The organism is Dactylosporangium sp. NPDC051541 (genome assembly GCF_044454505.1).
In the GTDB taxonomy this organism is placed as follows: Bacteria; Actinomycetota; Actinomycetes; order Mycobacteriales; family Micromonosporaceae; genus Dactylosporangium.
This window is the reverse complement of record NZ_JBITDU010000001.1, coordinates 1,297,950-1,317,886: the sequence shown is the minus strand read 5'-3', so window position 1 is coordinate 1,317,886 and position 19,937 is coordinate 1,297,950. Positions and strand designations below refer to the sequence as shown.

13 protein-coding genes and 1 pseudogene are annotated in these 19,937 nt (G+C 70.1%); 9 read left to right on the top strand and 5 right to left on the bottom strand.

Annotated features, from left to right (window positions below):
* The first annotated feature begins 29 nt into the window (after positions 1 to 29).
* From ACIA8L_RS06040 to ACIA8L_RS06030, 3 genes are all read left to right on the top strand, one after another.
* On the top strand, positions 30 to 3,692 hold the full coding sequence (locus tag ACIA8L_RS06040) for a PQQ-dependent sugar dehydrogenase (RefSeq protein ID WP_395900924.1): 3,663 nt from the start codon (positions 30 to 32) through the stop codon (positions 3,690 to 3,692).
* Between the two features lie 338 nt (positions 3,693 to 4,030).
* Positions 4,031 to 5,158: a hypothetical protein gene (locus ACIA8L_RS06035; RefSeq protein WP_395900922.1), complete on the top strand. Its 1,128-nt coding sequence runs from the start codon at positions 4,031 to 4,033 to the stop codon at positions 5,156 to 5,158.
* Between the two features lie 14 nt (positions 5,159 to 5,172).
* A complete protein-coding gene (locus tag ACIA8L_RS06030) occupies positions 5,173 to 6,084 on the top strand; it encodes a glycosyltransferase family 2 protein (protein ID WP_395900919.1) in 912 nt (303 codons plus the stop codon).
* Positions 6,085 to 6,114: 30 nt separating this feature from the next.
* On the opposite strand, the gene ACIA8L_RS06025 is transcribed toward ACIA8L_RS06030, so the two are convergent.
* Positions 6,115 to 7,497: an O-antigen ligase family protein gene (locus tag ACIA8L_RS06025; RefSeq protein ID WP_395900916.1), complete on the bottom strand. Its 1,383-nt coding sequence runs from the start codon at positions 7,495 to 7,497 to the stop codon at positions 6,115 to 6,117.
* Between the two features lie 30 nt (positions 7,498 to 7,527).
* Complete coding sequence (locus ACIA8L_RS06020; RefSeq protein WP_395900913.1) at positions 7,528 to 8,490, bottom strand: hypothetical protein; 963 nt, start codon at positions 8,488 to 8,490, stop codon at positions 7,528 to 7,530.
* Positions 8,491 to 8,777: 287 nt separating this feature from the next.
* Here ACIA8L_RS06020 and ACIA8L_RS06015 point away from each other — a divergent pair, with 287 nt between their 5' ends.
* Genes ACIA8L_RS06015 through ACIA8L_RS06000 form a run of 4 tightly spaced genes read left to right on the top strand, consistent with a single transcriptional unit; the run spans position 8,778 to position 12,771 of the window.
* Positions 8,778 to 9,452: a polysaccharide deacetylase family protein gene (locus ACIA8L_RS06015; protein WP_395900911.1), complete on the top strand. Its 675-nt coding sequence runs from the start codon at positions 8,778 to 8,780 to the stop codon at positions 9,450 to 9,452.
* Positions 9,449 to 10,381, top strand: coding sequence for a glycosyltransferase family 2 protein (locus ACIA8L_RS06010; protein WP_395900909.1), 933 nt, complete (start codon positions 9,449 to 9,451; stop codon positions 10,379 to 10,381). Before ACIA8L_RS06015 ends, ACIA8L_RS06010 begins: the two co-directional genes overlap by 4 nt.
* Positions 10,381 to 11,424 (top strand): GNAT family N-acetyltransferase, encoded by a 1,044-nt coding sequence (locus ACIA8L_RS06005; protein WP_395900907.1) that lies wholly within the window; start codon positions 10,381 to 10,383, stop codon positions 11,422 to 11,424. Before ACIA8L_RS06010 ends, ACIA8L_RS06005 begins: the two co-directional genes overlap by 1 nt.
* A gap of 15 nt (positions 11,425 to 11,439) precedes the next feature.
* On the top strand, positions 11,440 to 12,771 hold the full coding sequence (locus ACIA8L_RS06000; protein WP_395900905.1) for a glycosyltransferase family 4 protein: 1,332 nt from the start codon (positions 11,440 to 11,442) through the stop codon (positions 12,769 to 12,771).
* A gap of 402 nt (positions 12,772 to 13,173) precedes the next feature.
* On the opposite strand, the pseudogene ACIA8L_RS05995 reads toward ACIA8L_RS06000, so the two are convergent.
* Positions 13,174 to 13,476 (bottom strand): annotated as a pseudogene (locus ACIA8L_RS05995) (glycosyltransferase); the annotation flags it as partial.
* Positions 13,477 to 13,588: 112 nt separating this feature from the next.
* On the opposite strand from ACIA8L_RS05995, the gene ACIA8L_RS05990 reads away from it, so the two are divergent.
* On the top strand, positions 13,589 to 15,334 hold the full coding sequence (locus ACIA8L_RS05990; protein WP_395900902.1) for a hypothetical protein: 1,746 nt from the start codon (positions 13,589 to 13,591) through the stop codon (positions 15,332 to 15,334).
* A 108-nt stretch (positions 15,335 to 15,442) separates the two neighbouring features.
* Here the strand turns inward: ACIA8L_RS05990 and ACIA8L_RS05985 are convergent, their stop codons facing one another.
* Positions 15,443 to 16,597, bottom strand: coding sequence for a hypothetical protein (locus tag ACIA8L_RS05985; RefSeq protein WP_395900899.1), 1,155 nt, complete (start codon positions 16,595 to 16,597; stop codon positions 15,443 to 15,445).
* 255 nt (positions 16,598 to 16,852) lie between these two features.
* Here ACIA8L_RS05985 and ACIA8L_RS05980 point away from each other — a divergent pair, with 255 nt between their 5' ends.
* Positions 16,853 to 18,400: a lipopolysaccharide biosynthesis protein gene (locus tag ACIA8L_RS05980; protein ID WP_395900896.1), complete on the top strand. Its 1,548-nt coding sequence runs from the start codon at positions 16,853 to 16,855 to the stop codon at positions 18,398 to 18,400.
* A gap of 96 nt (positions 18,401 to 18,496) precedes the next feature.
* Here the strand turns inward: ACIA8L_RS05980 and ACIA8L_RS05975 are convergent, their stop codons facing one another.
* Positions 18,497 to 19,564 (bottom strand): hypothetical protein, encoded by a 1,068-nt coding sequence (locus tag ACIA8L_RS05975; RefSeq protein ID WP_395900894.1) that lies wholly within the window; start codon positions 19,562 to 19,564, stop codon positions 18,497 to 18,499.
* Between the last annotated feature and the right edge of the window lie 373 nt (positions 19,565 to 19,937).

Here is a 19,937-nt window from a genome sequence, read left to right as displayed (position 1 = left end):
CCACAAAACAAACCCTCAGTGGAGGCCGCATGTCGCGGACGCGTCGCGCATTTCGGTCGGCTCTGGTCGCGAGTCTCATCGCCGCGGTCATCACCCCGATCGCCGGAGGGGAGGCCGCGACCGCGGCCCTGCCCACGGGATTCCAGGAACAGGTCGTCTTCAGCGGGCTCAGCCAGCCGACGAACATCGAGTTCGCCCCCGACGGCCGCATCTTCGTCGCCGAGAAGGGCGGCCGGATCAAGGTCTTCGACAACCTCGCCGACCAGACCCCCGACGTCTTCGCCGACCTGTCCGTGGCCGTGCACAACCAGTGGGACCGCGGCCTGCTCGGGCTGGCGCTGGCCCCGAACTTCCCCACCGACCCGTCGGTCTACGTGCTGTACACCTACGACGCCAGACCCGGCCAGACCGCCCCGGTCTACAACGACGTGTGCGCGGACGCGAACGGCGGCGCGTGCGTGGTCTCGGCCCGGCTGTCCAAACTCACCGCGAACGGCAACGTGGCCACCGGCACCGAGCAGCCGCTGATCTCGGACTGGTGCCAGCAGTACCCCAGCCACTCCATCGGGGATCTCAAGTTCGGGGCCGACGGGGCGCTCTACGTCTCCGGCGGCGACGGCGCGAGCTTCAACGTCGTCGACTACGGCCAGCTCGGCAACCCCGTCAACCCGTGCGGCGACCCGGCGAACGAGGGCGGCGCGCTGCGCTCCCAGGACGTCCTGTCCACCGCCGACCCGACCGGGCTCAACGGCTCGATCCTGCGCCTGGACCCGGCCACCGGCGCCGCCCTGCCGACCAACCCCCTCGCGGCCTCGGCCGACGCCAACGCGCGCCGGATCGTCGCGCACGGCCTGCGCAACCCGTTCCGCATGACGGTCCGCCCGGGCACCAACGAGCTCTGGGCCGGCGACGTCGGCTGGAACACCTGGGAGGAGATCGACCGGGTCGTCACCCCGACGACCGGGCCGACCAACTTCGGCTGGCCGTGCTACGAGGGCAACGCCCGCCAGAGCGGGTACGACAGCGCCGACCGGCCGCTGTGCGAGAACCTGTACGCGGGCGCCGGGCAGACCGCGCCCTACTACACGTACAACCACGGCGCCAAGGTCGTGGCCGGCGAGAGCTGCCCGTCCGGCGGCTCGTCGATCTCCGGCCTGGCCTTCGCGCCGGCCACCGGCGGCTCCTACCCGGCGAACTACGCGGGCGCGCTGTTCTTCTCCGACTACAGCCGCAACTGCATCTGGGCCATGATGCCCGGCGCCGGCGGCCTGCCCGACCCGGCGAACATCATCACCTTCGACGGCGGCGCCAGCGGCCCGGCCGACCTGCAGATGGGCCCGGGCGGCGAGCTGTACTACGCGAGCCTCGGCAGCAACCAGATCCGCCGCATCCGCTACTACCCCAACAACCAGCCGCCGGTCGCCGCGTTCACCGCGACGCCGACGTCGGGCAGCTCGCCGCTGGCCGTGAGCTTCAACGGGACCACTTCCTCGGACGCCGACCCGGCCGACGCGGGCCTGCTGAAGTACGCCTGGGACTTCACCAACGACGGCACGACCGACTCGACCGCGCCGACGGCGAACTTCACCTACACCGCGGCCGGCACCTACACGGCCAAGCTCACCGTGACCGACACGGCCGGGGCGAGCAACACCCGGACGGTCACCATCACGGCCGGCAACGACGCCCCGACGGCGTTCATCGACACCCCGGCGGCCACCGCCACCTGGGCCGTCGGCGACACCATCGCGTTCTCCGGCCACGCGACGGACCCGCAGCAGGGTGCCCTGCCGGCCTCGGCGCTGAGCTGGCAGGTGATCCTGCACCACTGCATCACGCCGGACAACTGCCACGAGCACCCGATGAACACATTCAACGGCGTTTCCGGGGGTACGTTCATCGCGCCGGACCACGAGTATCCGTCCTATGTGGAGTTCAAGCTCACCGCGACCGATTCCGGCGGCCTGACCAGCACGTCGAGCATCTCGGTGCAGCCGAAAACGGTCAACCTGGCGTTCACGTCCAGCCCGGCCGGCCTGCAGCTCACCGTGGGCTCGGCGACGAAGACGACACCGTTCAGCCTGACCGTGATCCAGGGCTCGACCAACTCGGTCAGCGCGCCGACGCCGCAGTCGCAGGGCTCGCTGTCGTACGCGTACACGTCCTGGTCCGACGGTGGTGCCCAGACCCACGTCATCACCGCGCCGGCCACGGCCGCGACGTACACCGCCACCTACACGGGCAGCGCACCGGCGTGCGGGGACGCGTACGGGTACACCTGCGGCGCCGGTCCTCAGACGTTCATCCCGGCCGACCAGACGGTGCTGACGCTGCAGGGCGACGACGCCTTCCAGCAGGTGGCGCTGCCGTTCCCGATGACGTTCTACGGCCAGAGCTACAGCAGCGCCTGGGTCGACACCAACGGCGTGCTCAGCTTCACCGCGCCGAACGGCTCGTCCTGGAACCACGGGGCGATCCCGTCGGCGCCGGCGGCGAACAAGCCCAACGCCTCGGTGTACCCGTTCTGGTCCGACCTGGACGTGGACGCCGCGGCCAGCGTGCGGACGCAGCTGATCGGGGCGGCACCGGACCGGCGGTTCGTCGTCGAGTGGCGCAATGTGCGGTTCTGGAACAACGCGAACGCGCGGGTCTCGTTCGAGACCGTGCTGCACGAGTCCGGTGACGTGGCGGTGGCCTGGAAGGACATCGACACCCTGGCGACCGAGCAGGGCTCCGCGTCCACCGTCGGCATCGAGAACGCGGCCGGCACCGTCGCGCTGCAGTACTCGCTCAACCAGCCGACCCTGCGCAGCGGCAACGGCGTGCTGTTCCGCCCGCCGGCCGGCCCGCCCCCGCCCACCGGCGGGACGCTCACCGGCCAGGTGACCGAGTCCGGCTCGGGTGCGGCCCTGTCCGGGGCCAGGATCGCGCTGTCGCCGGGCACCGCCACCGCGCTCACCGGGGCCGACGGCACCTACCGCATCGACGGCCTGGCCGCCGGCACCTACGCGGTCACCGCGACCGCGCCGGGCGGGCAGACCGCGACCGGCAACGGCGTCGTCACCGGCGCGGGCGCGGCCACGCTCAACCTCGGCATCCTGCTCAGGGACTCCTTCGGCTACACGGCCACGCCGGGCCCCCGCGGGTTCGTGCGGGCCGACCAGACCGTGCTGACGCTCACCGGTGACGACTACTACCAGCCGGTCACGCTGCCGTTCCCGGTGAAGTTCTACGGCACCACCTATACGACCGCGTGGGTGGACACCAACGGCGTGGTGACGTTCGTCCAGCCGACCGGCTCGGCCTGGAACCACTCGGCGATCCCGTCCGCGGCCGCCTCCAACAAGGCCAACGCGGCGATCTACCCGTTCTGGGAGGATCTGAACATCGACGCGGCGGCCAGTGTCCGCACCGCGGTCACCGGCAACGCGCCGAACCGGCAGTTCGTCATCGAGTGGCGCAATGTCCAGTTCTTCGAGGACACCAGCGCCCGGGCATCGTTCGAGGTGGTGTTCGCCGAGAACGGCGACATCGCGGTCGCGTGGGCCGACGTCGACGGCACGACCTTCGAGCAGGGCGCGTCGGCGACAATCGGTATCGAGAACGCCACGGGGACCGTGGCGTTGCAATACTCACTGAACCGGCCGGTGGTCAGAAACGGCACAGGGGTGCTTTTCCGGCCACCTGTCTGAGCAACAACCTGACCTTTGACCGGAATCGTCCACTGAAAACGGCACAAACGCCGCCCGGGATCAACCCGGGCGGCGTTTTGTCGTAGTCCGGACGCCGGTTGCCGCCGCCACTGGCACTTGGGTAACGTCCGTGAAGCGCGCTGCTTCAGGAGGTGTTCGGGGTCGTATCGGGACTTCGGAGCTTCACCGGAGGAAGGAGCAAGATGCCCGCGATTCGCCCGCCGGACCGACCGAGGTCCGAGGGAGAACCCACCCCTCCGCCGCGCAACTCCCGCCAGGGGCCCCCAACAGGAGAGTTCCGGCGCGCTGACACAACCGGCCAGTTCCAGAGGCCGCCCATGCCACCGGGACCCCCACCGTCCGCGACGGAGCCGCCACGCAGTGCGGTCCGGCGGCCACGGGTCTGGCTGATCGGCGCGCTGGTCATGGTGCTGCTCGTCGGGGCCGTCTTCGTGGTCGGCTGGATGCGCACCGGCAGCCCGCAGGCGGCCGGCAACGAGGCGTCGACCAGCGCCGACCCGGAGGCGGGCGAGAACGGCGGCGGCATGGGCGAGGTCGACCCCAACGCCGGCCTGAACGCCGGGCCCTCCGGATCGGCGTCCGCGTCGAAGAACCCCTCGGCCAACGCCAAGAGCACCGAGAACATCCCCGGGCGGGTCCCCGGCGGGTTCCCCGGCCCCGGCAACACGGGCGTGCCGGGCGGGACGAAGCTCACCACCTACAGCGGCCCCTGCACGATCGACAAGGACAACACGGTCATCGACTCCAAGACCGTCAACTGCGATCTGGGCATCAAGGCCAAGAACGTCAAAATCCAGAAGAGCAAGATCAATGGCGCGGTGGTACTCGACACCGACCAGTCCGGCTCCGGGAGCTGGTCCTACACCCTGTCCGACTCCGAGGTCGACGCGGGCACGCGGCAGAACGCGGCCGTCAGCTACGGCAACATGACGATCATCCGCAGCAACATCCACGGCGGCCAGACCAGCGTCCAGTGCGGCGAGAGCGGCTCCTACTGCACGATCCAGGACTCCTGGCTGCACGGGCAGAAGATCCCGGCCAACGCCAACTGGCACCTCGGCGGCCTGCTGTCCAACGGCGGCCACAACATCCGGGTGAAGCACAACACGATCGTCTGCGACGCCCCGGTCAACTCGGCCGGCGAGGGCTGCACCGGCGACCTGAACCTGTTCGGCGACTTCGCGGTCATCTCCGACGTCATCGTCGACAGCAACTTCCTCGGCGCCAACACGGGCTCGTCGTACTGTCTCTACGGCGGCGACACCAAGAGCAAGCCGTATCCGAACGCCAACAAGGTGCAGATCATCAACAACGTGTTCGCGCTCGGCAGCAACCGCAAGTGCGCGGCCTACGGCGCGGTCGCGGGCTTCAACGTCAACGGCTCCGGCAACGTGTGGCACAACAACACCTGGGAAGACGGCAGTCCGGTCAATCCGGAGAACTAAACGGGAGTAGAACGATGCAGGACGTCCTCGTCTCCGTCTGCCTGCCGGTGCGCAACGGCGCCAAGCGGATCCCGGCGGTGGCCCGCTCCGTGCTGGCCCAGGACCACACCAACCTCGAGCTCGTCATCTCCGACAACGCGTCGACGGACGAGACCGAGGCGGTGGCCCGGGCGCTCGCGGCCGAGGACCCGCGCGTCAAGTACCACCGGCAGGCCGAGAACGTGGGCCTGCTCAACAACTTCGTCTCCGCGATGCACCAGGCCACGGGCACGTATCTGCGCTGGATCGGCGACGACGACGCGATGCAGCCGAACTGCGTCTCCCGGAGCCTGAGCCTGTTCGCCGAGGATCCCCGGCTCGTCATGGTGACCGCGGCGTGCGAGTTCCACGGCGACGACGGGATCGTGCGGACGTCGGAGTACCACCGCGAAGATCTTCGTTCGGACGATCCGATCGTCCGGCTCACCGAGATGCTGCGCCTGCTCAATGACAGCTACCTGCTCATCGACCCGCTCTACGGCGTCATCCGGCGCGACGCCGTCGTGTCGATCCCGCGCCGGAACATGCTGCGCGAGGACCAGGTGTACTCCACGAAGCTGGCCCTGGCCGGCCCGTGGGGGCATGTGAACGAGGTGCTGTACCGCCGCGGCTTCCAGCGTGACGAGCGTCGCGCGCAGCTGGCCCGCCGCCTGGGCGTGCCGGTGTGGACCGCCCGCGCGGCCAACACGCTGCAGGGCCGCGAGATGCTGCGCTGGGTGAGCGAGGGCGCCGACCTGACGCCCGAGCAGCGGCGGCAGGGCCGGGCCGCGGTGCGCAAGTGGTACGTCGACCGGCAGCAGATCGTGCTCAGCCGCCGCGGCCGCCGCCTGGCCCAGGTGGTCGGCCTGGGCGGCAGCGGCCGCAACACCGCGGAGCAGCCGGGTTAGCGGTACCGCTACAGGAACCTGGCGGTATCGCTACAGGAACCAGCGGGTGGTCGAGGTGCGGACGGTGCGGGCGGGGTGGGTCAGCCGCCAGACCGTGCCGCACAGGCCGCACATGAGGGCCAGGGTCATCACGTAGGTGCCGTAGCTCAGGCTCATCGAGTCGAACGTCGCCGACACCGCCAGCGCGATCAGCTGCGTCGAGATCAGTGCCGCGCACAGGTGGCGGTCGGCGCGCTCGGTCGAGCGGCGCAGGGCCAGGGCGGCCAGCCAGATGCCGGTGATGTGCAGGATCGAGATCGTGGCCGCGCCCACGTAGCCGGTGCTCAAGAGCGTGATGAGCCACTGGTTGTCCATGACCTGGTACTGCGGCGGGATCCAGGTGCCGGTGCCGCGGCCGAACCAGGGGCGCTGCGAGATGTAGTGGAAGGCCATCGGGTAGCGCTCGGTGCGGGCGTTGATCGACGAGTTGCTGTCAGCGTTGTCGAAGAGGCCGAAGATGGTGCGGACCAGGCCGGAGCTGAGGACGCCCAGGACCGCGATCAGGCCCACCGCCATGATGCCGATGTTGAAGCGGGTCCGCCATTTCCAGACCGGGAAGAGCGAGACGAACACGATCGCGACCGCGATGATGCCGGTGCGGGACAAGGTCACCATGACGCCGGCCGCGATGATGACCGCGAAGATGGCCGAGGTGCGGCGGCGCTGCGGGGTGCCGGCGAACATCGCGAAGTGGATCGCGAAGGGCAGGACCATGGCCAGGAACGCGGCCAGCTCGATGTAGTGGGTCGTCGTGCTGGCGACGCGGATGCCGCTGCCGCGGATCTCGAAGCCGACCTCGGGGTTCTTCACCTGCAGGCCGGGGAGGTTCAGGTAGAGGGTGTAGTCGACCTTCGTGACGTACTGCAGCAGGCCGATCGCGGCCACCACCGCGGCGCAGGCCACGAGGACCTTGAGCACGCCCCGCATGCGGATCCAGTTGGGGACGCCGTCGGCCGCGGTGAGCAGGACGCCGGAGAACGCGGCCAGGTAGAGCATCATGCGGTCGGCGCCGTTGGACTCGATGGTCGTCAGGCCGCGCATGAAGCCGATGGCGTAGGAGATGAGGGCCGAGACCAGGAAGATCATCAGCGCCCAGCGCATCGGCTGGGGGCCGGTCATCGACAGGCTCGGGGTGAAGCGGGCCAGCACCCACCACAGGAACAGGCCCAGCGCGAGGACCAGGCCCGGGCGGCCGACGTCGGTCATGCCGGGCACGATCAGCCGGGCCGGGATCACGGTGATGAGGAAGACGGTGATGCTCAGCATCACCGCCGCGTCGATGCGCGTGACGCGGCGGCGGGTGACGTAGGTCTTGCCGGAGACGTACGACGGTTCCAGGTCGGCGGAGATGTACTCCTCGGTCGCGATCGTCACCGTACTGCTCCAACGCCCTTGTGCAGGCCGCTAATTGTTCTTGCCGCGCTTCGCGGAGGCCGGCCGGGGCGGCATCGCGGCGAGCGGGATGACCACGGTCGACTCGGCGTCGGGCATGATGATCGCCGTCTCGTCACCGGCCGGCTTGCGCTCGCCGGGCTTGGCGTCCTTCGCCGACGCGCTGCCGGGCCGCTGGTATTCCACCGTCAGCCCGTGCGAGTCGGCCCCCGTCACGACGGGCACGGAGCGGTGGATCGAGCCCGCGTTGACGGCCCCGGCGATGGTGCCCGGGCGGCGACCGGCCGCGTTGGGCTGGGTGAGCAGCGGCGAGGTCGAGGCGGTGTCGTCGGCGGCGTCGTCCAGCGGCGGCTCGCCGGGCTTGCGGCGGCGGCGCAGCCACGCGTCGACGCCGATCGTGGTGCCGGCGGTCAGCAGCAGCCCGGCCGCGGCGACGGCGACGAGGGCGCGCTTGACCTTCGAGCTCGACTTCTTGACGTTGCCGCCGGCGTCGAGCCGGGTGCCGGTGATCATGATCGCCTTGTTGCTGACGCCGTTGGCCTTCTGCAACTGCTCGATGCTGTCGGTGAACTTCGTGACGAGCGCGTCGGTCGTCTCCTTGGCCTGGGCCTTGGAGGAGCCGGTCACCTCGAACGTCACCAGCGGCGTGCTCTCGCCCATGGTGACCGTGTAGGTCTCGGCGAAGCCGTTGCGCTTGAACTCGTCGGCGACGGTCTGGTCCATCACCTGCACGATGGCGGCGTTGCCGAGGGTGGACAGGCCCAGCCCGATCCACTGGTTCTGCTGGTCGGGCGTGACCGCGCCGGGCTCGTGGTTGCCGGCGTTGGGCGACACCAGCTGGACATACGCCGTCGAGACGTAGTCCGGCTTGACCTGGCTGATGGTGACCGCCGTGATGATGACCGACAGCAACAGCATCGGAAGCGCGACCTGCCACCGCCGGACGAGCAGCTTCGTGATGTCCCAGAAGTCCAACGTCGTCCTCTCGATGACCGCTTGGCCGGCGCCGCCACTGTACTGTCTCGAAGCTCCGCAGCCTACCGACCGGAGCGTCCGCAGCGAACTCCAGAAGAGCTGAAGAAAACCTGAAAAAACTACGCTTGTCCGGTAGTAGACAATACCTCTGCCCTTTCAACCGATGACCATGCCCAGGCTCGGCGTAAAGGATCACGTGGTCCCTTGAAGGGGTAGGCGCGGCCGGCCACGGAGGCTGAGCGGGCGGCGCACGGCAAGGGCGAAGATATCTGGGAGGACAGGGCGGCATGCCGACCTCAGTCGTCAACATCAACGTGCACGGAATCGGCTCCGCCACTCGCACGCTGGACCCCGGCGAGGAGCAGGTCTGGGTCAGCGTCGAGCAGTTCGAGCAGGTCCTCGACGCCGCGGTGGGCCGGGACGACGTGCGGATCACCTTCGACGACGGCAACGCCTCGGACCTCGAGATCGGGCTGCCGAGACTGCTCGAGCGCGGGCTGAAGGCGCACTTCTTCGTGCTGGCCGGCGAGTTCGGGGTGCCCGGGCGGCTGGACCGGGACGGCGTGCGGGAGTTGCTCGAGGCCGGCATGTCGGTCGGATCGCACGGCTGGGCCCACCGCGACTGGCGACGCATCACCGACGCCGAGGCCGAGCAGGAGATGGTCGACGCCCCGCGGGTCATCGGCGAGCTCACGGGAAAGCCCGTTACGACGGTCGCGATCCCGTTCGGCTCCTATGACCGGATCGTCCTCAACCGTCTGCGCAAAGCCGGAATGCGACTTGTCTACACCAGTGATGGAGGCAAGGCCCGCCCCGATGATTGGCTGCAGGCCCGCTACAGTCTGCACCGCGACATCGACGCCGAATGGGTTCGCACGACCTTCGCCGGCAAGGCTTCGCCGGCAGTGCAGGCGCGACGGATCGTCGCTCGTCGCGTCAAGAGACTCCGTGGAGCACCGTGACCGACGTAGAGAACCGGGGGCGGCCGCGCATCGCGGTCATCATCGTCACGTACAACAGCGGGGACGTGATCGAGGGGGCCCTGCGCTCCCTCGTGCCGTCCGACGGCGTCGACCTCGCGGCCGTCGTCGTGGTGGACAACAACTCCAAGGACGAGTCGGTCGCGGTCGCCAAGGGCGCGGGCGACGTGCTGCCCGTCCAGTCCGTGCAGACCGGGCGCAACGCCGGCTACGCGGCCGCGATCAACGCGGGACTCGTGGCCCTGCGCGAAGTACCATATGACGCTCTTTGGGTCATGAACCCGGACGTGCGCATGCGCCCCGACACCCTCGCGACGCTCCACAAAGCGCTCCAGGCGCCCGGGCGCGGCATGACCGTACCGAAGATGCTGAATTCGGACGGATCACTGCAGCCGTCCCTGCGCCGGATGCCGACGGTCGGGCGGGCCCTGGCCGAGGCCGTCATCGGTGGCAAGCGCGCGGGCCGGATCGGGCGGCTGGGCGAGCTCATCACCGACCCGGCCGACTACGAGAAGGCCGGCGAGTGGGCCTGGGCGACCGGTGCCGCGCTGCTCATCGCCGCCGAGGTGGTGCGCGCGCTCGGCGATTGGGACGAGTCGTTCGTGCTCTACTCCGAGGAGACCGAGTACATCCTGCGCGCCCGCGATCGCGGCTGGCGCCTCTGGTACACACCCGACGCCGTCGTCGAGCACATCGGCGGTGAGTCGGGTTTCAACCCCACGCTGGCCGCACTGGTCACGCTGAACAAGGTCAAGCTGTTCCGGCGCCGCCGCGGGCCGATCGTGGGCTCCGCCTATTACGGCGCCGTCCTGCTCGGCGAGTCGGTGCGGGCCGTGCGCGGCAAACAGATCGCGAAGGCGTCCGTCGCCGCCCTGATGCACCCGTCGAAGCCGCCGAAGCTGGCCGACTGATGGAAGCCATCGCATTCGACAAGCTCAGCCCCGCGCACATCGACGCCTGGCACAAACTGCGCGCCGGCAACCCGCTGCTCGACAGCCCCTACTTCCACCCCGGGTTCGCCGAGGCCGTGCACAACAGCGGACGAGCGGTCCAGGTGTACTGCCGGCGCGGCGCGACGGGTGAGATCGAGAGCCTGTTCCCGGTGGTGCGCGAGGGCTCCCTGCTGCGCCCGGTCGGCTGGCCCGGCGCCGACTTCCAGGGCCCGATCCTCGCACCGGGCGCCGCCTATCCGGTCACGAGCCTGCTGACCGGCGGCGTGACCGCGCTCGAGTTCGACCACCTGCTGCCGCTGGCCACCGACTTCGAGGCGTGGACGGCGACGACGCGGGAGTCGCCCTACGTGGACACCACCGGCGGGATGGACGGGTACCTCGCCCGCGCCTCCAAGTCCGGCAAGGACAACATGGGCCAGGCTCGGCGCCGCACCGCGAAGGCGGAACGGGAGCTCGGCCCGGTCCGGTTCGAGGCCGACGTCGTCGACGAGGCCGCCCTGGCCGAGGTGATCCGGCTCAAGCGGGCCCAGTACGTCGCCACCGGGGCCAAGGACTACTTCGCCGAGCCGGACCGCGAGCGGCTCCTGCACGCGTTGCTGCACACGCGCGGTACCGACTTCGCCGGAATTTTGTCCACTGTGTACGCCGGTGACCAATTGCTCGCGGCGCACTTCGGCATCCGCTCCGGGCCGGTGCTGCACTGGTGGTTTCCGGTGTACGATCCGGCCCACTCGGCGCTCGCCCCGGGCTGGATCCTGCTGCGGGAGCTGGTGCTGGCCTCGCCGCGGCTCGGCTTCACCCGGATCGACCTCGGCCGGGGTGACGACGAATACAAGCGGCGGGCGAAGACTGGCGAGGTGCTCGTCGGTCAGGGCCTGGTGACCCGCAGCAACACCCGGCTCGCGGTGCGGCGGGCCCGCGAGCAGCTCGTGGCGGCGGCCAAGGCGTCGCCGCTCGGGCCGAGCCTGCGCAAGGTTGTACGCCGCTTGCGTTCGAGATAGAAGGAGGCGTCAGGAATGGCCGGCAGAAGTGCCCTGATTCTGGTCGAGAACCTTTCGGTGCCGTTCGACCGGCGGGTGTGGCAGGAGAGCCTGGCGTTGCGGGACGCGGGCTGGGACGTGAGCGTGATCTGCCCGCAGGGCACCAAACGCGACACCGAACCGTATGCGGAGATCGACGGGATCAAAATCCACCGGTACCCCCTGGAGGCGGCGACCGGCGGCCCGCTCGGCTACGCCAAGGAGTACTCGTCGGCGCTGCGGCACACCCTGCGCCTGGCCAAGAAGGTCGGCCCGGTCGACATCGTGCACGCCTGCAACCCGCCGGACATCCTCTACGTGGTGGCCAAGCGGCTGCGCAAGCACGGGACCCGGTTCATCTTCGACCAGCACGACCTGGTGCCGGAGCTGTACCTGTCCCGCTTCAACCGCGGCAAGGACCTGCTCTACCGCGGGGTCGTGCGGGCCGAGAAGGCCACCTACGACGCGGCCGACGTGGTCATCGCCACCAACGAGAGCTACCGGCAGGCGGCGCTGACCCGCGGCGGCAAGGCGCCCGAGGACGTCTTCGTGGTCCGCAGCGCGCCCGTGGTCGAACGGTTCCATCACGTGCCGCCGGACGAGTCCATCAAGCGGGGCAAGCCGTACCTGCTGTGCTACCTCGGCGTCATGGGCCCCCAGGACGGCGTCGACTACGCCCTGCGCGCGCTGGCCAAGCTGCGCGACGAGGTCGGGCGCACCGACTGGCACGCGGCCTTCGTCGGGGCCGGGGACACCTTCGAGCAGATGCAGGTGCTCGCGGCCGAGCTGGGCCTGGCCGACGCCGTCACGTTCACCGGGCGGATTCCGGACGAGGACCTGCTGCGGTACCTCTCCACGGCCGACGTCTGCCTCTCGCCCGACCCGCTCAACCCGCTCAACGACGTCTCCACCATGAACAAGATCATGGAGTACATGGCGATGTCGAAGCCGATCGTCTCCTTCGAGCTGCGCGAGGCCCGGGTCTCGGCCGGGGAGGCGGCCGTCTACGCGCCCGCCAACGACGAGTCGGCGTTCGCGAGGCTGGTGTCGGCGCTGCTGGACGACCCCGACGAGCGCGCGCGCATGGGTGCCCTCGGGCAGGCCCGGGTCAGCGGCCCGCTCTCGTGGGACAACTCGAAGAAGAACCTGATCGCGGCCTACGAGCGGGCCTACGCCAAGAAGCTCGGGACCTCAATCCCGGCCCAGCGCACCGGTGGCACGGGAGCTGGCGTCACTGCCCCAGGCGTTGTCATCCCGCCGCAGCCGGCTCGCGGCGCGGTCGATGACCAGGACGCCCAGGAACGCGGTGGCGTCAACGGGGCTCACTGACCGGCCGCGCACCAGCCGGACGAGCGCGCCGAGGCCCAGCGGGGTCTCGGCCGCGCTGCCCTTCAGCGCGGCCAGCTGCCGGTTGCCGCGGCGCACCCGGACCCGCCGGTTCAGGTGGGCCCGCAGGGTCCGGGCCGGGCGCACCAGCGACCGCGCGTCCCGCACCGAGACGCGCTCGTCCGGCCCGAAGCTGGCGTGCACGTAGCCGTCGTCGGAGAGCACGTCGGGCATCGGGAAGACCCGGGCGTGCCCGGCCTCGGTGAGCATGTAGACCCCGGCCCCGGCCAGCACCCGGCTCGGCGCCATGAGCCGGTGGTGCACGCGGTGCACCCGGCGGATCAGCCGCCCCACCTTCGCCAGGTCCAGCTCCGGGACCGGCGAGCAGGCCAGCACCCCGGGCTGCGCGCACGCCGCGACGAGCGCGCGCACCGAGTCCGCCGTGAGCTCGACGTCGGCATCGAGGTACATCCGGGGAAAGGTCAGGCAGTGCTCATCGCCGAGCCGCATCGCCGGCACCTTGCCGGGCACCGGGGACTCGACCACGCGCACGCCCGGCACGGCGGCCGCGACGGCGGCGGTGTCATCGGTGCACGCGTTCGGCACGACGATCACGTCGAATTCGCCGGGTTGCGTGCTTTCCAGGAGTTTCCGCAGATTGTGTCCGATGACCGCGGCCTCGTTGTGGGCCGGAATGACAATGCTCACGACCGGGGTTCGCACGGCGCCCACGATAGCGTGCGAAGACGTGAAAGCGCTTGACGGATAACCGATCGACCTATTGGTCGGGCTGTCGCGGGCCGGATAGGTTCGGGCTCCTATGAGCGCCTTTCTCGCGGTCTCGATCGCTCCAAACGCGGCGGAACGTCTGCGCCACCCGGTCGAGGCGGCGGTCGCGTGCCTCGGCGACGCTGTGGCATTCCGGGACGAGGCCGAGGACGGCTGGGTCGTCTCCACCGAGCCCCTCGGGCCGGGCGCGTTCACGGTGTCGCTGAGCAAGCTGCTGCGCACCCGCGACGCCGACCTGTCCACCACCGACGTGGCCGCGCTGCTCACCGGCCCCGGCTCCGGCCTCGTCGACCTGCTGCCGCCGTTCGCGGCCGCGCACCGCGCCCGCGCCGGCGGCCCGATCACCGTCGCCAACGACTGGCTCGGCTTCCGGCAGCTGTACTGGTGGCGCGGCGACGGCGCCGCGGCCGTCTCCACCAGCGCCCGCGCCCTGGCCGTGCTCACCGGGGCCGGGCTCGACCATGCCGGGCTCGGCACCCAGGTGATGATCGGCTGGCAGATCGCCGACCAGACCATCTACTCCGGCGTGCACGCCTGCCCACCGGCGACCCTCGCCACGCTCGCCGGCGGGGCGCTGGAGCTGCGGCAGTACGCGGCCGACGTCAGCCAGGCCGGCCCGGCGCCGAAGCTCGAGGACGCGGTCGCCGAGATGGCCGACATCCTGGCCCGCTGGCAGACCGCCTACGTCGAGGCGCACCCGGAGTCGGTACTGCAGCTCACCGGCGGCCACGACTCGCGGATCCTGCTCGGCGCGACGCCGGAGAAGCTGCGCACCGGCATGCGCGCGCTGACCCTGGGCTCCGACACCAGCCCCGACGTCGTCATCGCGGCCCGGCTGGCCAAGCGCTACGGGATGCGGCACGAGGTGTACCGCCTCGACGAGCACGCCCCGCCGTCCCCGGCCGCGGCCCACGGCCTGGCCCTCGAGGCCGCCAAGGCCCTGGAGACGCTGGGCAGCCCGATGGCCCTCGCCCCGCTGCTGAGCGTCGAGGAGCACCTCGACCAGGGCCACCGGCTCTCCGGGCTCGGTGGCGAGGTGGCCCGCGGCTTCTACTACGCCGGGCAGCCCGTCGGCGCCCAGACGTCGCCCGCCCTCGTCGAGCGGCTGGCCCGGTGGCGGCTGTTCAGCAACGAGTCCGTCGACGCGGCCGCGCTGGACAAGGACTTCCACGCCGCCGCGTCCGCGCACACCCACGCGACGCTCAAGACGCTGTTCCCGGCCGGCGACTGGCTCCGCGCGACCGACCACTTCTATCTGTACCACCGGATGCACCGCTGGTCCGGCGCCCACGGGACGGCCGCCGCGGTGCGCCGCCACTTCGTCAACCCGATGTTCGACCGGCGCTTCATCGAGCTGTCGCTGGGCGTGGCCCCGGCCGACAAGCGCGACTCGCTGCTGCTGGGCCGCATCATGAGCCGCCTCGACGCCGAGCTGGCCCGGATCCCGCTCGACACCGGTCTGGTGCCGGCCCGGCTCGGCACCCGCAGCATGGCGACGCGGGTCACGGTGGCCACGGCGACGGCCCGCAAGGTGGCCGGGAAGGTGCGCCAGCGGCTCACCGACGCCCGCCGCCCGCAGCTGGGCGCGGCCGAGTTCAGCGACCTGGTGCTCGAGCACTGGCGGGCCGACAAGTCCGTCTGCGCGCCGCTGTTCGACCTGCCGATGGTCGACCGGACGTGGCTCGACGGGCTGCTCAGCGGCGCCCACGGGGCCCCGGCCACGACCGTGACGTTCCTGGTCAACCTCCTGGTCGTGGCCGAACAGCACAAGGCCTGAGCCGGCTCGCGAAGCGAGCTGAGGCGCAGCACAGCAATAGCCGGGGCAACTCGGTGCGAGAGCCCCGAAAATTGCCCGGCTGATCTGATGTGTCCATCCCGGCCGGCGTCAGCTGACCGCGGCCTCCACGACCGGCGCCATGCGCGTCTGCCACGAGACGTCGTCGATGAAGCGCTGCCGCCGCGCCTCGTCGGCCCGGCCCATCGCGAGGGCCTGCCGCAGGCCCTCGGCCCACTGCTCGCGCGCGCAGATCTGGACCCGCTCATCGTCGACGCCGTGCATCGGCGGCAGGTCGATGACCACCGCCGGCAGCCCCGCGCTGAGGTACTCGTACAGCTTCAACGGCGACATCGCCGCGATGCCGGCCTGGTCGCGGTGCGGGATGACGCCGACGTCGCAGGCCTGGGTCGTCGCGGCGAGCTCCTCCTGGCCGACCCGGTCGAAGACGTGGACGTTCGGCAGGGTGCGCAGCCAGGAAATGACCCCGGCGTCGCCGAAGTGGCCCATGAAGATCAACGATCCGGCCATCTTCGCGGTCAGCTCGACGAGATCCTTGTCCAGGCGCGGCCCGATCGACCCGGTGTAGATGACGCGCGGGCCCGGCAGCGCGGCGATCCGCTCCGGGGCCGGGCGCAGCGGGCGCCACTTGTCGGCGATGACGCCGTTGGGCACGACCTGCGCGCGCGGGGAGATGCGGTTGCACAGCTCCTGGGAGACCGCGAAGATGTCGACCTTGCGCTCCTCCATCCGCTGGTAGGCCGCGTGGTAGACGTCCCACCAGCGGCGCACGCCCTCGCCGGTGGCCCAGTCGTCCTGCCCGAAGTAGATGATCTTGCTGATCCAGGGTGCGTCGCACCAGGCGGCGGCGAACGGGTGGTAGGTCACCACAGTCGCCGACTCCGGCCGGGGCGAGGCCTCACCGCGGGTCTGTGCGAGCGCGTCGCCGAGGATCTCGCCGAACTTCTGGTAGGCCTTCTCGACGGTGGCCACGTCGGTCGCGTCGTGCCGGCGCAGGCGGTGCGGGCGGGCCCGCATCGCGGTGCGGCCGCCGACCTCGAACGGCTCGATCAGGCTCGTCGTGCGGCCGCGGGCGGCGGACAGGACATATGAGCGGAACGGGTCCGAGACCACCAGATTGCCGATGCGATCGTCACCGGCGAGGGCGAGCAGCGTCTGGTCGGCCGGTGTACAGAATTCGCGCGCTACGGAGTCCTCGAACATTTCGTACGAAAATGTGAAGACGACATCAGCCTTATGGGTCAACGGTCTCTCCTGCCTCGGCCCGCGGACGGGCTGCACGCTACCACAGCAGTGCATTGTTCGAACCGGGCCGGAATACGGGGATAAATCGTCACTGTCCGACTTCCTTGCGTGACCTGTACACAGCGTTGGCCGGTTTGTTACTCTGCCTGCGCGTCGGCCTCCGGTGATCATTTCCGGCACGCGCGCGCGAGCCGCCGCCGGACTCATTCATCCGAATATTCGGTATACCCGATGGCGCCAGCGGTAGGGAGACCAGTGTCAATCGAGGATTCCCCGACCGTCGAAGTGCGCCGCGTGGCCGATGATTCGCCGACGGTCGAGATCGACCCGGCCACCGTCACCGGCAGTGCCCCGCAGGGCGGTGGCCTGTCGTCGGGGATGCGCTGGAGCGGCATCTCGATGGCCGGCCGGCAGGTCTTCACGGTCCTGTTCACCATCGTCCTGGCCCGCATCGTCGGCCCCGACTCGTTCGGCATCGTGGCACAGGCCACCGTCTACATCGGCGTCGTCGGTCTCCTGCTCGACCAGGGCTTCTCCAGCGCCCTGATCCAGCGCCCGATCGTCGAGAAGGACATGCCGGGCGCGGTCGTCACCGTGAACCTCGCCATCGGCGCCCTCCTGGCGATCATCACCGCCGCGATCGCCCCGCTGTGGGCGCTGTTCATGGAGACCCCGGCGTTGACCGGCGTGCTGATGGCCCTGGCACCGACGCTGTTCATCCGCTCCCTGGCCATCACACCGCGCGCGATGCTGCTGCGCGGCATGGAGTTCCGCAAGATCGGCATCGCCGACGTCACCAGCGCGGCCCTCGGCGGCGCGGTCGGCGTCACCTACGCGGCCCTCGGCGGCGGCTACTGGGCGCTGGTCGCGCAGATCCTCTCCACCGACATCGTGCTGGCCGTCGTGATGCTCATGGCCGGCGCCGGCCGCTGGCCCAACCTGCGCATGCACCGGCTGAAGGAGATCGCCGGCTTCTCGTGGCGCGCGTTCGCCGCCGGCCTGCTCATCAACTCGGTCTCGCGCAACATCGACAACGTGCTCGTCGGGCGGTTCCAGGGCCCGGAGCAGCTCGCGTTCTACGGGCTGGCCTACCGCCTGCTCCTGCTCCCCGTCCAACTGGCCAGCACGATGATCGGCACCGTGCTCTTCCCGGCGTTCTCCCGCCTGGCCGGCAACCTCGCGGCGCTGGCGTCGGAAACGGCGAAAGCGACAAGAGCATTGGCGGCATTGGTACTGCCGGCCATGGCGCTCGTCGCCGCCGCGGCACCGCAGATCGTCGTGCTGCTCTTCGGGGCCGACTGGCTGCCGGCGGTACCCATCGTGCAGGTGTTGGCGACCGCCGGGGCCTTCCAGGCGATCTACACGCCGTCACACGCGCCGCTGGTCCTGGGCCTCGGCGAAGCCGGGCTCAACCTCAAACTGGCCTGGCTCACGACGATCGTGTCGACCGTCGGCATCGTGGCCGGCCTGCCGTTCGGCGCGATCGGCGTGGCCATCGGCTACACCGTCGCCACCGTCGCGCTGGTGCCGGTCGAGTGGGTGGTCCGCCGCCGCCTGGTCGGCATGACGGTCCGCAGCCAGATCGCCACCCTCGGCCCCGGCCTGCACGTGGGCCTCTGGATGGCCGCGGTGTATCTGGCGGTCGCGGTCGCCATCCACGGCCACAACCTGATCGTGCTCATCGCCGGCCTCGCCGCCGCGCTGGCCGTCGCCGTCGCCGTCCTGCGGCTGGCCCACCGGTCCCAGCTCAAGGAGCTGCTGTCGATGGGCAACAGCCTGGCCGGCCGGTTCGGCAAGTCCTGAACATCAGCCCGTGATACATGACGGCTGGATGAATTCGCGGTTTGAAAAGGCCGCCGCACCGGGTGCGGCGGCCTTTTTCGTCACACTGCGTAAGGGTCAGCCCGCGGTGCTCTGCAACGGGATCTTCGGCTCGCCGCCGTTGCCGTCCTCGATCTTCTCCAGCCAGATCTCGCGCCAGTACGGCGTGATGGCCCGCGGGCAGTTCGCGTTGAACGCGCCCTCGCAGACCACGTTCTCGAGCACCAGGCAGGGGCTCTTCATGTAGATCATCTTGCCGGTGTTCTCGTCGATGATCTGGTCGACCTTGCGCAGCACGCGGGCGGTCTTGCCGCAGAACCGGGCCATCTCGGCGTCGAAGCCCATGCCGCGGTTGAGCAGGTTCTCGTTGAGGGTCGGCTCGATCTCCTCGCGGGACCTGACCCGCACGAGGTCACCGACCTCGATGCCGGCGCGGCCGGTCGGCGTCTTGCCCTGAGCCTTGCCGCGCAGGTAGCCCCACTCCTTGCCGCCGCGGATGCGGGCCCAGCGGGGCAGGGACTTGTTGGAGGCGCGCTGGAAGCGGTTGTACACGCCCACGCCGATCGCCCGCGCGGTCCAGCTGACGCCGAAGTTGCCGGTGCGCACGTCCTGGCCGAACTGCCCGAGCTCCAGCAGCGGCAGCACCTCGGGGGCGGCGCGCAGCAGCTCGGTGGCCTGGCAGCGGAAGCGCTCGGTGCCGTCCTCGAACGCCGGGCCCTGCGCGTTGCGGACCACCAGCGGCAGCAGCCGGGACTCGGCCGGGGCGGCGACGACCGGAGCCGGGTCCGTGGCCGGGTTCTCCGCGCCTTGCTCGACCTTGCTCAGCCAGGCGGTCTTCCAGAACAGCAGGCAGCCGGCCTGGCATCCGCCGTGCCCGCCGCCGTCGCAGCGCAGGCCGACGAGATGGACCGCGCCCTCCATTTTCCGCATCCCCGAGCGCTGCATCGTGTCACACGTCTTGTGTGCCGATTTGTACACTCGGAAACGTTTGCCGCAGTACTGCAGCATTTCCGGCATGAATGGCAGGGCATCCAATTCACCCTGCTCATCGAGTGTGGCGAGAATCTCCTCCTCACTCAGCACTTCAACCAGGTCGCCGGTCTTCAGGTCGAGCAATTCGCCCTGTTTGGTGGATTGCGTTTGCACGTCAGACTGCCTCCGTCAGCTGCCCGCGGCGCGCCGCGGCCCTACCCCTACTGAACAGACCTTGTAACTTTCACCGATCGCCCTGCTCACAGCCGTTTGCCGACCGTGCCACCCCGCCCTGGGAGCACGGCCCGCGACCGCTCGCTCACCGGCCGGTGAACCATTGCCGTCGTTTGCCGCAAGCCCGCGCCACCAAAACTGACGGACAATGCGGAATCCGGCATTTCAGCTTCGCCCGAACGGCACCGTTGCCGCTCTCGGACATCCGCCGCCCACGCCCCACATTCCGAACTCCGACTCTTATCCGACTCACCGGACGCGCGTACTCTACGCAACCATAGAGCGCGGCCGAGGAATATGACAGATTTATGAC